Below are 14,167 nucleotides of genomic sequence, written 5' to 3'. Positions count from 1 at the left end.
GCCTGCCATGTTCGCCTACTACTTCCGACTGGCCCTGCGCAGCTTCCGGCGCAACAAGGTGCTGACCGCGCTGATGGTGATCGCCATCGCGCTGGGCATCGGTGCGTCGATGACCACCCTCACCGTGTTCCACGTGCTGTCCGGTGATCCGATTCCGCAGAAGAGCGATCGCCTGTTCGCCGTGCAGGTCGATCCGCGACCGATGCTGGGCTACCAGGCCGGCGAAGAACCGGAAGACCAGATGACCCGCTTCGATGCCGAGGCCCTGCTGCGCGAAAAGCACGCACAGCGCCAGGCGGTGATGACCGGTGGCGGCGTGACTGTCGAATCGGACAAGGCCTCGTTGCGGCCCTTCGATACGGACGCACGCTACACCTCCACCGACTTCTTCCCGATGTTCGACACCCCGTTCCTGTACGGCCGCGCCTGGCCGACCAGCGATGACGAGGGACGTGCGCGGGTGGTGGTGATTTCGCGCACGCTCAACCAGAAACTGTTCGACGGTGTCGACAGCGTCGGCAAGCCGCTGCGCATGGACGGCCACGTGTTCACCGTCGTGGGCGTGCTCGACGAATGGAGCCCGAACCCGCACTTCTACGATCTGGAAACCGGCCGCTACGGGGGCAGCGAAGACGTCTACCTGCCGTTCGCCACGGCCATGGACCTCAAGCTGGGCCGCAATGGCAACATGAACTGCTGGGGCAACAGCAATGGCGACGAGATCGCCGTCAACGCCCCCTGCGCCTGGTTGCAGTACTGGGTGGAACTGCCCTCGCCCGCCGATGCGGCTACCTACCGCGCCTACCTGGACAACTACTCGGCCCAGCAGAAGGCGGCCGGTCGTTTCCAGCGCCCGGCCAACGTGCGGCTGCGCAACGTGATGGAGTGGCTGGACTACAAGCAGGTGGTGCCCAGCGATGTGCGCCTGCAGCTGTGGCTGGCCATGGGCTTCCTGCTGGTCTGCCTGATCAACACCGTGGGCCTGCTGCTGGCCAAGTTCCTGCGCCGCAGCGGCGAGATCGGCGTGCGCCGTGCATTGGGCGCCAGCCGCGGGCAGATCTTCCTGCAGTCGTTGGTTGAAGCCGGCACCGTCGGCCTGGCCGGTGGCGTGCTGGGGCTCGGCCTGGCCTTGGTCGGCCTGTATGCGGTCCGCCAGCAGCCGGTGGAGTACGCCAAGCTGGCCACGCTGGACGGGCAGATGCTGTTGCTCACCTTCGGCCTGACCCTGGTGGCCAGCCTGCTGGCCGGATTCCTGCCCGCGCTGCGCGCGATGCAGGTTGCACCCGCCATCCAACTCAAATCGCAGTAAGGCACCGGAGCACATCATGGATATCCGTCCCATCCTGTCCACCCTGCGCCGGCACAAGACCGCCGCAGCGTTGATCGTGCTGGAGATAGCGCTCACCTGCGCCATCGTCTGCAACGCGCTGTTCCTGATCGGTCAGCGCATCGACACCATCAGCCAGCCCAGCGGTATCGCCGAGAAGGAACTGGTGGAAGTGCGTCTGGGCGGCATCGGCAAGCAGGTCAACGCTGAAGCCCGTACCCGCGAAGACCTGGCCGCGCTGCGCGGGCTTCCCGGGGTGAAGAGCGCGGTGGCGCTCAACCAGTTGCCGTTCCGCCGCAACTCCTGGAACACCAGCCTGTCGCGCGTTCCCGACCAGGAGCGCCCCACCTTGAACGCGGCACAGTACTTCGCCCGCGAGGGCACGCTGGATACGCTGGGACTCGAGCTGATTGCCGGCAGCGACTTCCAGCCCGGTGAGTACCGCGAGTACGACGAGGTCGCCAGCGACCCCGAATCTGAAACCAAGGGCAGCTCGGTGATCCTGACCAAATCCGCCGCCGACAAGCTCTTTCCCGACGGCGATGCGCTGGGCAAGACGGTGTACAGCGGCCGCATGCCGCTGCGCGTGACCGGCGTGGTCAAGGTGCTGGGGCGCCCCAACCGGTCCGAGGGCAATACGCAGCACTCGATGCTGCTGCCGATCCGCATGTCCTACGACATGGGCTTCTACCTGATCCGGGTCACCGACCCGTCGCGCCGCGATGAAGTGCTCAAGGCCGCCGTGGCCGCGCTCGAACGGGTGGATTCCAGCCGCTTGGTGCGGGCCAAGGTCACCTACGAGGAAACCCGCAACAAGTACTTCGCCAATGACCGCGCGATGGTCGGCCTGCTGATCACCGTGTGCGTGGCCCTGCTGGTGGTCACCGCGCTGGGCATCGTCGGCCTGGCCAGCTTCTGGGTGCAGCAGCGCACCAAGCAGATCGGCATCCGCCGTGCACTGGGCGCCACGCGGGGGCAGATCCTGCGCTACTTCCAGACCGAGAACTTCCTGCTGGCCACGGTGGGCATCGTGCTGGGCATGTTGATGGCCTACACCATCAACCTGTGGCTGATGAACACCTACGAGCTGCCGCGCATGCCCATCAGCTACCTGCCGATCGGCGCGGTACTGCTGTGGCTGCTGGGCCAGATCGCGGTGTTCGGCCCGGCCCGCCGCGCCGCGGCCGTTCCCCCCGCCGTTGCCACCCGGAGTGCCTGACGGCCTGTTCCGAAGGCGGTCCCCGCAAGGGCGGGGGCCGCAGTCCGGCAGCGGCCAGCAAGTCCCTGCCCTGCACCCGGGCCCACGGCTCCGGTACTCTCTGCCTACTTCCTGATCCTTCGTTGCCGCATGCCCTCGATCCTGATCATTGATGACAACGCCAGCGTCGGCACCGCACTGGAGGTGCTGTTCTCGCTGCACGATATCGACGCGCTGCACGCGCTGTCGCCCGAAGCCGGGCTGGCGCTGCTGGAACAACAGCCGGTGGACCTGGTGATCCAGGACATGAACTTCACCGAAGACACCACCTCCGGCGAGGAAGGCGAAGCGCTGTTCCAGCAGATCCGCGCACGCCACCCCGACCTGCCGGTGATCCTGCTGACCGCCTGGACCCACCTCAGCAGCGCGGTGGACCTGGTGCGTGCCGGCGCGGCCGACTACCTGGCCAAACCATGGGACGACCGCAAACTGCTGGTCACGGTGAACAACCTGCTGGAGCTGTCCGAAACGCGCCGCGAGCTGGACCGTCGGCGCGACCGCGAGCAGCGCGACCGCACGGCGCTGGAAACACGCTATGACCTGCGCGGCGCGGTGGTCGCCGATCCGGCCAGCGAGCGGGTGGTGAACCTGGCCTGCCAGGTCGCACGTTCAGCGCTGCCGGTGTTGATCACCGGTCCCAACGGCGCCGGCAAGGAAAAGATCGCCGAGATCATCCAGGCCAACTCGCTGGTGGCCAAGGGCCCGTTCGTGGCGCTCAACTGTGGCGCCATTCCGGCCGAGCTGATCGAAGCCGAACTGTTCGGCAGCGAAGCCGGTGCCTACACCGGCGCCAACAAGGCCCGCGAGGGCAAATTCGAGGCTGCCGATGGCGGCACGCTGTTCCTCGACGAAATCGGCAACCTGTCACTGGGCGGGCAGATGAAACTGCTCCGTGTGCTGGAAACCGGGCGTTTCGAGCGGCTGGGCTCCAACCGCGAACGCCAGGTCAAGGTGCGCGTGGTCAGTGCCACCAACGCCGACCTGCCCGCGATGATCCGCGACGGCAGCTTCCGCGAAGACCTTTACTACCGACTCAATACCGTTGAACTGGCGCTGCCACCGCTGGCCGAGCGCCCGGGCGACATCCTGCCGCTGGCCGAACGCTTCCTCAGTGGCAGCAAGGCGTTGTCCAGTGCGGCCGCCACGGCACTGCAGCGCCACCCCTGGCCGGGCAACGTGCGCGAGCTGCGCAACGTCATCCAGCGCGCCGAACTGCTGGCCCAGGGCGCGCGCATCGAAGTGGTCGACCTCAACCTGCCGCGTGCGCCGGCAGCGGCGCGGCCCACCGCACCGAGCGCCGATCCGGATCGCAGCCGCATCGAAGCGGCGCTGGCCCACAACCACGGCATCATCGCCCAGGCGGCCGCCGAGCTGGGCCTGAGCCGCCAGGCGCTGTACCGGCGCATGGACCGCCACGGCATCCCGCGCGAATGACACGGCGCTCCTTCACCTTCCGGCTGTTTCTGCGCCTGCTGCCGGTGCTGGCGCTGGCCGCTGCGTTTCCCTGGTACCTAGCGTTCTGGCTGGACCATGGATGGGCGGTCACCGTGGTGTCGATCATCGTGCTGCTGTCGGTGATGTGGTTCAGCCTGCGCCGCGCCACCGCGCCGGTGCGTTCGCTGCTGCGGGCGTTGTCGGGCACCACCAGCAGCTACCGCGACGGCGAATACAACTTTTCGGTGTACTGGCCGGGCAACGACGAACTCGGCGACCTGGTGCAGGCGCACCGCGAGCTCGGCGGCGTGCTGCGCGAACAGCGCCAGGGGCTGGTGCAGCGGGAACTGCTGCTGGACACCATGGTGCAGAACACGCCGGTGTCGATGCTGCTGCTGGCCAACGGCGGCGACGGCATCCAGCGCGTGGTGTTCTCCAACCTGGCCGCGCGCAAGTTGCTGCACAACGGCTGGAAGCTGGAAGGCCAGCGCATGCAGGACGTGCTGGAGACCATGCCGGTGGAACTGCGCGATGCGATCGTGCGTGGCGGCGACAGCCTGTTCGCCGTGCGCGGCGAAGACCAGGACAGCGACGATGAGCACGATGAAGACGATGAGCAGATCTACCATCTGTCACGCCGCAACTTCCATCTCAATGGGCGCCCGCACGACCTGCTGCTGATCCGCCTGCTGACCGCCGAACTGCGCCGCCAGGAAGTGCAGACCTGGAAGAAGGTGATCCGGGTGATCAGCCACGAGTTGAACAACTCGCTGGCGCCGATCGCCTCGCTGGCGCATTCCGGTGGCGAGCTGGTCCGGCGCGGCAAGACCGAACGGCTGGAAGAAGTGTTCACCACCATCGAAGAGCGCGCCCGCCACCTGGAAGGATTCATCCGCGGCTATGCGCGCTTCGCCAAGCTGCCGCAGCCGCAGTTGCAGACGGTGCAGTGGGACCGGTTCCTGGGCGGGCTGCAGCACCAGATTCCGTTCCGGATGGCGGAGATACCCGACGATCTGCAGAGCCGCGTGGACATCGCCCAGCTCGGGCAGGCGCTGCTGAACCTGCTCAAGAATGCCCATGAAGCGTGTGGCGAGGCCGAGCCGCCGAATGACGACGTCGAGGTCCGCCTGACCCGCCTGCCCCAGTGGCTGCGGCTGGAAGTACTGGATCGTGGCAAGGGCATGAACGAGGCGGTGCTGCAGAACGCGCTGATGCCGTTCTACTCGACCAAGCGCAACGGCACCGGGCTCGGCCTGGCGCTGACCCGTGAGATCGTCGAAGCGCATGGTGGCCGCATCTCGCTGCAGAACCGCCGCGAGGGCGGTCTGTGCGTGGCGGTGTTCCTGCCGGCCGACGCCCGGTAGTGCCGGCCGCTGGCCGGCACCGTGATGCCCTCGGGACTGCCTGGTTGCCGGCCAGCGGCCGGCGCTACTTCTTGGTGGGGCGCTTCCAGCCGTCGATCGTTTCCTGGCGGGCACGGGCGACGGTCAGCTTGTCCGCCGGCGCGCCGCGGGTGATCACTGATCCTGCCGCGACGGTAGCGCCTTCCCCAATCACCACCGGCGCGACCAGCGAGCTGTTGGACCCGATGAAGGCGCGGTCGCCGATGGTGGTCTGCGACTTGTTCACGCCATCGTAGTTGCAGGTGATGGTGCCCGCGCCGATGTTGACCTTGCTGCCGATCACCGCATCGCCCAGATAGGTGAGATGGTTGGCCTTGCTGCCCGCCCCCAGCACCACCTTCTTGGTCTCCACGAAGTTGCCCACGTGCGACCCTTCGGCCAGCACGGTGCCGGGGCGCAGCCGGGCGAACGGACCGATGTCCGCCGCGCCTTCGCTGACCACGCCGTCCAGATCGCAGTGCGGCTTGACCACGGTACCGGCAGCCAGGGTGACATCCTTGAGCCGGGTGAACGCGCCGATGCTGACGCCGTCGCCCAGTACCACGCGCCCTTCCAGGATCACGTTGACGTCGATCTGTACGTCGCTGCCGACGGTGACCGTGCCGCGGATGTCCAGCCGTGCCGGATCGAGCACACGTGCGCCCTGCGCGCACAGCGCACGCACTTCACGCAGCTGCCAGGCACGCTCCAGCTGGGCCAGCTGCCAGGGATCGTTGGCGCCCTCGGCGTCCTGCGGCTCCTGCACGAAGGCCATCTCGGCCGGGGTGTAGTCGCTCGCCGCCGCCGCAAAGATGTCGGTCAGGTAGTACTCGCCCTGCGCATTGGCATTGGAGAGCTGCGACAGCCAACGACGCAGTGCGGTCGATTCGGCAGTGATGATCCCGGTATTGATGGTACGGATGCTGCGCTGTTCGTCGCTGGCATCCTTCTGCTCGACGATCGCGCCGACCTTGCCCTCCGCATTGCGCACGATGCGGCCGTAACCGGTCGGGTCGGCAACCTCGGCCACCAGCACGGCCAACCGGCCCGGCTGCGACAACAGGTGGCGCAGCGTCTCGGCGCGGATCAGCGGCACGTCGCCGTAGAGCACCAGCACGGTCGCCGCATCGGGCACCTCCGGCATCGCCTGCAGTACGGCATGGCCGGTACCCAGCTGCTGGCCCTGCTCGGCCCAGCGCAGGTCGGGCTGGTCGGCGAACGCCTGCCGGACCGCTTCGCCGCCATGGCCGTACACCACGTGGATCGCTTCCGGCTGCAGCTGGCGCGCGGTGTCAATGACGTGGGCAAGCATCGGGCGGCCGGCGATGGGCTGCAGCACCTTGGGCAGGGCCGACTTCATGCGCTTGCCGGCACCGGCGGCCAGGATGATCACGTGCAGGGGTTGGGTCATGGGTAGATCACGTTCCGGGAATCGTTGAGGGGAATTCTAGTGCGACGCTCGTTAACATGTGGGATTGTCCGCCGCCGGATTTCCCGTGAGTCTTCTCCGCCAAGGTAGCAGCTACCTCGTCGTCGGCCTGGTCCAACTGGTCGTGGACTGGGCGGTGTTCGTGGCCGCCACCGCACTCGGCATGCCGGCCGCCCCGGGCAACCTGCTCGGGCGCGTGAGCGGGATGCTGCTCGGCTTCTGGCTCAACGGCCGCTACACGTTCGCCCGCGATGGCGAGCACCGCCTGGGCTGGCCCCGGTTCGTGCGCTTCCTGCTGCTCTGGGCGGTATTGACCGCGATCAGCACGCTGCTGGTGACGCTGGCGGCCGAGCACCTGGGACTGCGCTATGCGTGGCTGGCCAAGCCGCTGGTCGAAGGCGCACTGGCCGGTCTGTCGTTCCTGCTGATGCGGAGCCTGATCTTCCGCTGATCCGGCGTACCGGGAGGCAGGCAAAAAAAAACGCCGGCAAGCCGGCGTTTTCCCCTTCGCGGATGGCGCCGTCGCGCCGCGCCGCTTAGTGCTTGAGGTTCTTGCGCAGGCGCTCCAGCGCCTGCAGCTGGGCGGACACTTCCGCCAGGCGCTGCTGCGCTTCGGCCACTTCCATTGCTTCACCACGGTTGGCCAGGATGCGCTCGGCTTCTTCCTTGGCCTTGCGGACCGAGGCTTCGTCGATGTCCTGCGCACGGATCGCGGTGTCGGCCAGCACGGTCACGACCTGCGGCTGCACTTCGAGAATGCCGCCGGAGATGGCGAAGTCGATCTGCTCGCCGCTCGGCGTGGTCACCACCACCTTGCCCGGCTTCAGCCGGGTGATCAGCGGGGCGTGCTTGGGCGCGATGCCCAGCTCACCCAGCTCACCGGTGGCCACGACCAGGGTCGCCTCACCACGGAAGATTTCCTGCTCGGCGCTGACGATGTCGCAACGGATGGTGCTCATGAAACTCTTCTCGCTTTAGGGCGGGCGTGGGCCCACCGCAGGATGTCCTCAGCGGTGGGCGTGCGCCCACCCCGTGTGACGGGTCGGGACGGGCATCTCGCCCGTCCCCGCCGCATCAGGCCTTCTCAGCCATCTTCTTGGCCTTCTCGACCGCTTCTTCGATGCTGCCGACCATGTAGAACGCCTGTTCCGGCAGGTGGTCGTATTCGCCATCGACGATGGCCTTGAAGCCACGGATGGTGTCCTTCAGCGACACGTACTTGCCCGGCGAGCCGGTGAACACTTCGGCCACGTGGAACGGCTGGCTGAAGAAACGCTCGATCTTGCGGGCGCGGGTCACGGCCTGCTTGTCTTCTTCGGACAGTTCGTCCATGCCCAGGATCGCGATGATGTCCTTCAGTTCCTTGTACTTCTGCAAGGTCTGCTGGACGCGCTGGGCGGTGTCGTAATGCTCGTGGCCGATGACCAGCGGATCCATCTGGCGGCTGGTCGAGTCGAGCGGATCCACGGCCGGGTAGATACCCAGCGAGGCGATCGAACGCGACAGGGTCACGGTCGAATCCAGGTGGGCGAACGTGGTGGCCGGCGACGGATCGGTCAAGTCATCGGCGGGCACGTAGACGGCCTGGATCGAGGTGATCGAGCCATTCTTGGTCGAGGTGATGCGCTCCTGCAGGACGCCCATTTCCTCGGCCAGGGTCGGCTGGTAACCCACGGCCGACGGCATGCGGCCCAGCAGCGCCGACACTTCGGTACCGGCCAGGGTGTAGCGGTAGATGTTGTCGACGAACAGCAGCACGTCCTTGCCCTTGCCGTTTTCGTCCTTCTCATCGCGGAAGTACTCGGCCATGGTCAGGCCGGTCAGCGCAACGCGCAGACGGTTGCCCGGCGGCTCGTTCATCTGGCCGTAGACCATCGCGACCTTGTCCAGGACGTTGGAGTCCTTCATCTCGTGGTAGAAGTCGTTGCCCTCACGGGTACGCTCACCCACGCCGGCGAACACGGACAGACCGCTGTGCGCCTTGGCGATGTTGTTGATCAGTTCCATCATGTTGACGGTCTTGCCGACGCCGGCGCCGCCGAACAGGCCGACCTTGCCGCCCTTGGCGAACGGGCACATCAGGTCGATGACCTTGATGCCGGTTTCCAGCAGCTCGGTGGCCGGGGACTGGTCTTCGTACGACGGGGCCGAACGATGGATTTCCCAGGTGTCGCTGGCGGCGACCGGACCGGCTTCGTCGATCGGGCGACCCAGCACGTCCATGATGCGGCCCAGCGTGCCCGCGCCGACCGGCACCGAGATGGCGCGTTCGGTGTTGGTGGCGACCAGGTTGCGCTTCAGGCCGTCGGTGGAGCCCAGCGCGATGCAACGGACCACGCCGTCGCCGAGCTGCTGCTGCACTTCCAGCGTGATTTCGGTGTTGTCCACCTTCAGCGCGTGGTACACCTTCGGCACCGACTCGCGGGGGAATTCGACGTCGACGACGGCGCCGATGATCTGAACGATCTTGCCCTGACTCATTGCTGCAATCCTCTAATGTGTGCTTTGACTGTGCGCGTCAGACTGCTGCCGCGCCGCCGACGATTTCGGAGATTTCCTGGGTGATCGCTGCCTGGCGCGCCTTGTTGTAGACGAGCTGCAGGGTGCCGATCAGCTTGTTCGCGTTGTCACTGGCCGACTTCATCGCGACCATGCGGGCTGCATGCTCGGACGCGACGTTTTCCAGAACCGCCTGGTACACCAGCGACTCGACGTAACGCGTCATCACGTGCTCGAGCACGGTCGCGGCGTCGGGTTCGTACAGGTAGTCCCAGTCGTGATGCGCGACCTGCTTCTCAGCGGCCGGCAACGGCAGCAGCTGATCGAAGCTGGCCTTCTGCGTCATCGTGTTGATGAAGCGGTTGTAGACCAGGTAGACGCGGTCGACCTTGCCGTCGGTGAAGGCATCGAGCATGACCTTGATCACGCCGATCAGCTGTTCCAGGTGCGGCACATCGCCCATGTGGGTGACGGTGCCGACCATGTTGACCTTGACGCGACGGAAGAAGGTCGAGGCCTTCTGGCCGACGGTGACCACGTCGATGTCGGCGCCCTTGTCCTGCCACTGGCGCATTTCGCCCAGCATCTTGCGGAACAGGTTGTTGTTCAGGCCGCCCGCCAGACCGCGGTCGGAAGAGACCACGATGTAACCGACGCGCTTGACCTCGTCACGCTGGACCAGGAACGGATGCTGGTAGTCGGTGCTGGCCTGGGCCAGGTGACCGATCACCTGCTTCATCGCCTGCGCATACGGACGCGACGTCTTCATCCGCTCCTGCGCCTTGCGGATTTTGGAGGCCGAGACCATTTCGAGCGCACGCGTCACCTTGCGGGTGTTCTGCACGCTCTTGATCTTGGTTTTGATTTCGCGTCCGCTTGCCATCTCTTCTTCCCGTAGAGCGGGGCTCTGCCCCGCTGCCATTCAACGGTGAAGCGAGGCCGTCAGGCCCCGCCACACATGCGGCTTACCAGCTGCCGGTGGTCTTGAACTCGGAGATGCCCTTCTTGAAGGCAGCTTCGATGTCGTTGTCCCAGCCGCCGGTCGCGTTGATCTTGCTGATCAGCTCGCCCTGGGTGTTGGCGAAGTGGGCATGCAGACCTTCTTCGAGCGCCAGCAGCTTGTTGACCGGCACGTCGTCGAGGTAACCCTCGTTGACGGCGTAGATCGACAGCGCCTGGTTGGCGATGGACATCGGGGCGTACTGCTTCTGCTTCATCAGCTCGGTGACGCGCTGACCGCGCTCGAGCTGCTTGCGGGTGGCTTCGTCCAGGTCCGAGGCGAACTGTGCGAACGCCGCCAGCTCACGGTACTGGGCCAGCGAGATACGGATGCCGCCGGACAGCTTCTTGATGATCTTGGTCTGGGCCGCACCACCGACGCGCGACACCGAGATACCGGCGTTCACGGCCGGGCGGATGCCGGAGTTGAACAGATCGGTTTCCAGGAAGATCTGGCCGTCGGTGATCGAGATCACGTTGGTCGGCACGAAGGCCGAGACGTCACCGGCCTGGGTTTCGATGATCGGCAGCGCGGTCAGCGAGCCGGTCTTGCCCTTGACGGCGCCGTTGGTGAACTTCTCCACATACTCTTCCGACACGCGGGCAGCGCGCTCGAGCAGGCGGGAGTGCAGGTAGAACACGTCACCCGGGTAGGCTTCACGGCCCGGCGGACGCTTCAGCAGCAGCGAGATCTGGCGGTAGGCAACGGCCTGCTTGGACAGATCGTCGTACACGATCAGCGCGTCTTCGCCGCGGTCCATGAAGTACTCACCCATGGTGCAGCCCGAGTAGGCGCTGATGTACTGCATCGCGGCCGATTCGGACGCGGTCGCAGCGACCACCACGGTGTGCGCCAGGGCGCCGTTCTCTTCCAGCTTGCGCACGATGTTGGCCACGGTCGAGGCCTTCTGGCCGATCGCGACGTACACGCACTTGATGCCGGTTTCTTTCTGGTTGATCACCGCATCGATGGCCAGGGCGGTCTTGCCGGTCTGGCGGTCACCGATGACCAGCTCGCGCTGGCCGCGGCCGATCGGGATCATCGAGTCGACGGACTTGTAACCGGTCTGCACCGGCTGGTCGACCGACTTGCGCCAGATCACGCCCGGGGCAACGCGCTCCACCGGCGCGGTGGCCTTGGCCGCGATCGGGCCCTTGCCGTCGATCGGCTCGCCGAGCGCGTTCACGACGCGGCCCAGCATTTCCGGACCGACCGGCACTTCCAGGATGCGACCGGTGGTCTTGGCAACGTCGCCTTCGCGGAGGTTCTGGTAATCACCCAGCACCACGGCGCCGACCGAGTCGCGCTCCAGGTTCAGGGCCAGAGCGAAGGTGTTGTTCGGCAGTTCGATCATTTCGCCCTGCATCACGTCGGCCAGACCGAAGATGCGCACGATGCCGTCGGACACGCTGGTCACGGTGCCTTCGTTGCGCGATTCCGCGGCCAGCTTGACCTTCTCGATGCGGTTCTTGATCAGTTCGCTGATTTCGGAGGGGTTGAGCGTGGTTGCCATCGTCAAGTCCTAGTGCCGGCGATCACGCCGGACGTTAAATGAATTCAGTTAGCGAGCGCGGTCTGCAGGCGCGACAGCTTGCCCTTGAGCGAGCCATCGATGACCACATCGCCGGCGTCGATCACGGCACCGCCGATCAGCGACGCATCGACTGCGGTCGTCACATCCACCTCGGCGCCGAAGCGCTTGCGCAGCGCGGCCTTGATGGCGTCCAGTTCGGCGCCGGACAATTCGGTGGCCGAGGTCACCGTGGCCTTGACCACGTGTTCGGCTTCAGCGCGCAGCTGGTCGTACATGCCGGCGATTTCCGGCAGCAGCGGCAGACGGTGCGCATCGGCCAGGATGGCCAGGAAGCGACCGAAGGTCTCGCTGGACGATTCCGGCACCAGCAGCGCGACGGCATCGCCGCGATCCAGTTCCGGGTTCGACAGCAAGGCCGCCACGCGCGGGTCGGCAGCTACGTGGGCGGAGAACGCAAGCGCGTCCGACCACGGCGCGAACGTGCCTTCGTCGCGCGCGGTCGCGAACGCGGCGCGGGCATACGGGCGTGCAAGCGTGAGGGCCTGGCTCATCGATCAGATCTCCGAGGCCAGCTCGTCGAGCAGCGCCTTGTGGGCGTTGGCGTCGATTTCGCGCTTGAGCAGCTTTTCGGCACCGCTTACGGCCAGCGCGGACACCTGCTTGCGCAGATCTTCACGGGCACGGTTGGCGGCAGCTTCGATCTCGGCGTGGGCCAGGTCTTTCTGGCGGTTGGCTTCGACGATGGCTTCATTCTTGGCGGCATCAACGATCTGGTTGGCGCGTGCATGGGCCTGATCGATGATCTCGTTGGCCTTGGTGCGCGCATCCTTCAGTGCATCGTTGACCTTTTCCTGCGCCTGGGCCAGATCTTTCTGGCTGCGGTCGGCAGCGGCGAGGCCTTCAGCGATCTTCTGCTGACGCTCTTCGATGGCGTTCATCAACGGCGGCCAGATCTTGGTCGCGATGATCCAGATCAAACCGGCAAACGCCAGTGCCTGGGCAACGAGGGTAAAACCGATATCCATGGGGTTCGCTCAATCTGGGGTGATGGGGTGGTTGCGCCGCCCGAAGCGGCGCAGCCGTCCTTCATCCGCGATCAGGCGCACAAGGCGCCTGATCGTTTCGCTTTCGCTGGATCAGCCCGCAACGGCCGGCAGGCGTGCAACGAACTCGCCGATGGTCGGGTTGGCGAAGGCCAGCAGCAGGCCGACGGCGACCGAGATGATGAACGCGGCATCGATCAGGCCGGCGGTGATGAACATGCGGACCTGCAGCACCGGAATCAGTTCCGGCTGGCGCGCGGCCGATTCCAGGAACTTACCGGACATGATGGCCAGACCGAGACCGGCACCCAGCGCGGCCAGGCCGATCATGATGCCGACGGCGAGGACGGTGGAGCTCTGGACTTGGGCGAGGTTGGTCAGGACGGCGAAGTACATGGTTTTCTCCTGGAACTTTGGATAACTAAGGGTTTAGAAACAAACGGATGAAGGGTGAAGCGAAACTCAGTGAGCGTCTTCCGACAGGCTCAGGTACACGATGGACAACATCATGAAGATGAACGCCTGCAGCGGAATCACCAGCAGGTGGAACAGCATCCAGCCGAGACCGAATGCACCGCCTGCGATGGCACCGGCGATACCCGCACCGCCCAGCACCCAGATCAGCAGGAAGACGATCTCACCGCCGAACATGTTGCCGAACAGTCGCATCGCCAGCGAAATCGGCTTGCTCAGCCACTCGACGATGTTGAGGATCAGGTTGAACGGGAGCATCCACTTGCCGAACGGCGCGGTCAGGAATTCCTTGGTGAAGCCACCCAGGCCCTTGGAGCGCAGCGCGAAGAACAGCATCAGGAAGAACACGCTGATCGACATGCCGAGGGTGGCATTGACGTCGGCGGTCGGGACCGGCTTCCAGTACGGCACGCCCATCAGCTCAAGCGGCTTGGCGATGAAGTCGGCCGGGATCATCTTGATGAGATTCATCATGAGGATCCAGAAGAACAGGGTGATCGCGATCGGGGTCACCAGCTTGCTGGTGCCGTGGTAGGTGTCCTTGGCCTGGCGGTCAACGAACTCCAGGCAGATCTCGACGAACGCCTGCCACTTGCCCGGGACGCCGGCAGTCGCCTTGCGGGTTGCCATCCAGAAGCCAAACACCATCAACAAACCCATCAGGACCGAAGTCACAATGGTGTCGACGTGAATTGCCCAGAAACCACCTTCCTGCATATGGAACGTCAGGTTGTGCAGGTGATGTTGGATGTAGGAGGTGGGTGTCAGCGCCTCGCCTGCCATGTGT

The 14,167-nt window shown here is 65.6% G+C and carries 13 protein-coding genes and 1 pseudogene; 5 read left to right on the top strand and 9 right to left on the bottom strand.

Going from position 1 to position 14,167, the window contains the following annotated elements:
- Positions 1 to 7: 7 nt before the first annotated feature.
- The 4 genes and pseudogenes from HDC96_RS10860 to HDC96_RS10845 form a co-directional block, all read left to right on the top strand.
- Positions 8 to 1,309 (top strand): ABC transporter permease, encoded by a 1,302-nt coding sequence (locus HDC96_RS10860; RefSeq protein WP_179459991.1) that lies wholly within the window; start codon positions 8 to 10, stop codon positions 1,307 to 1,309.
- A gap of 16 nt (positions 1,310 to 1,325) precedes the next feature.
- Positions 1,326 to 2,546, top strand: a complete 1,221-nt coding sequence (locus HDC96_RS10855) for an FtsX-like permease family protein (RefSeq protein WP_179459990.1) — start codon at positions 1,326 to 1,328, stop codon at positions 2,544 to 2,546.
- A gap of 129 nt (positions 2,547 to 2,675) precedes the next feature.
- Positions 2,676 to 4,019 (top strand): sigma-54 dependent transcriptional regulator, encoded by a 1,344-nt coding sequence (locus HDC96_RS10850; RefSeq protein WP_179459989.1) that lies wholly within the window; start codon positions 2,676 to 2,678, stop codon positions 4,017 to 4,019.
- Positions 3,944 to 5,383 (top strand): annotated as a pseudogene (locus HDC96_RS10845) (HAMP domain-containing sensor histidine kinase); the annotation flags it as partial. The gene HDC96_RS10850 and the pseudogene HDC96_RS10845, both read left to right, overlap by 76 nt.
- Before the next feature lie 64 nt (positions 5,384 to 5,447).
- On the opposite strand, the gene glmU reads toward HDC96_RS10845, so the two are convergent.
- Positions 5,448 to 6,812, bottom strand: coding sequence for a bifunctional UDP-N-acetylglucosamine diphosphorylase/glucosamine-1-phosphate N-acetyltransferase GlmU (gene glmU / locus HDC96_RS10840; RefSeq protein WP_176988118.1), 1,365 nt, complete (start codon positions 6,810 to 6,812; stop codon positions 5,448 to 5,450).
- Between the two features lie 85 nt (positions 6,813 to 6,897).
- On the opposite strand from glmU, the gene HDC96_RS10835 reads away from it, so the two are divergent.
- Positions 6,898 to 7,281, top strand: a complete 384-nt coding sequence (locus HDC96_RS10835; protein WP_179459987.1) for a GtrA family protein — start codon at positions 6,898 to 6,900, stop codon at positions 7,279 to 7,281.
- An 85-nt stretch (positions 7,282 to 7,366) separates the two neighbouring features.
- On the opposite strand, the gene HDC96_RS10830 is transcribed toward HDC96_RS10835, so the two are convergent.
- The 8 genes from HDC96_RS10830 to atpB all read right to left on the bottom strand — a co-directional run bounded on the left by HDC96_RS10830 (position 7,367) and on the right by atpB (position 14,163).
- Complete coding sequence (locus tag HDC96_RS10830; protein WP_019183637.1) at positions 7,367 to 7,789, bottom strand: F0F1 ATP synthase subunit epsilon; 423 nt, start codon at positions 7,787 to 7,789, stop codon at positions 7,367 to 7,369.
- A 115-nt stretch (positions 7,790 to 7,904) separates the two neighbouring features.
- A complete protein-coding gene (gene atpD / locus HDC96_RS10825) occupies positions 7,905 to 9,311 on the bottom strand; it encodes a F0F1 ATP synthase subunit beta (protein ID WP_088433766.1) in 1,407 nt (468 codons plus the stop codon).
- A gap of 37 nt (positions 9,312 to 9,348) precedes the next feature.
- Positions 9,349 to 10,212, bottom strand: a complete 864-nt coding sequence (gene atpG, locus HDC96_RS10820) for a F0F1 ATP synthase subunit gamma (RefSeq protein WP_176988116.1) — start codon at positions 10,210 to 10,212, stop codon at positions 9,349 to 9,351.
- Positions 10,213 to 10,294: 82 nt separating this feature from the next.
- The gene (gene atpA, locus HDC96_RS10815; protein ID WP_179459986.1) at positions 10,295 to 11,842 is read right to left on the bottom strand and encodes a F0F1 ATP synthase subunit alpha; all 1,548 of its coding nucleotides are present in this window, start codon (positions 11,840 to 11,842) and stop codon (positions 10,295 to 10,297) included.
- 44 nt (positions 11,843 to 11,886) lie between these two features.
- A complete protein-coding gene (locus HDC96_RS10810) occupies positions 11,887 to 12,414 on the bottom strand; it encodes a F0F1 ATP synthase subunit delta (RefSeq protein WP_179459985.1) in 528 nt (175 codons plus the stop codon).
- Positions 12,415 to 12,417: 3 nt separating this feature from the next.
- Entirely contained in the window at positions 12,418 to 12,888 is a 471-nt protein-coding gene (locus HDC96_RS10805) for a F0F1 ATP synthase subunit B (protein WP_176988113.1), read from the bottom strand.
- A gap of 111 nt (positions 12,889 to 12,999) precedes the next feature.
- Entirely contained in the window at positions 13,000 to 13,302 is a 303-nt protein-coding gene (atpE, locus tag HDC96_RS10800) for a F0F1 ATP synthase subunit C (protein ID WP_088433762.1), read from the bottom strand.
- Between the two features lie 66 nt (positions 13,303 to 13,368).
- The gene (atpB, locus tag HDC96_RS10795) at positions 13,369 to 14,163 is read right to left on the bottom strand and encodes a F0F1 ATP synthase subunit A (protein ID WP_179459984.1); all 795 of its coding nucleotides are present in this window, start codon (positions 14,161 to 14,163) and stop codon (positions 13,369 to 13,371) included.
- Positions 14,164 to 14,167: the final 4 nt, after the last annotated feature.

Origin of the sequence: Stenotrophomonas sp. JAI102 (genome assembly GCF_013409105.1) — a bacterium.
Lineage (GTDB): Bacteria > Pseudomonadota > Gammaproteobacteria > Xanthomonadales > Xanthomonadaceae > Stenotrophomonas > Stenotrophomonas maltophilia_AA.
The sequence above is the reverse complement of the archived record's forward strand: the minus strand, read 5'-3'. Positions and strand labels throughout refer to the sequence as shown.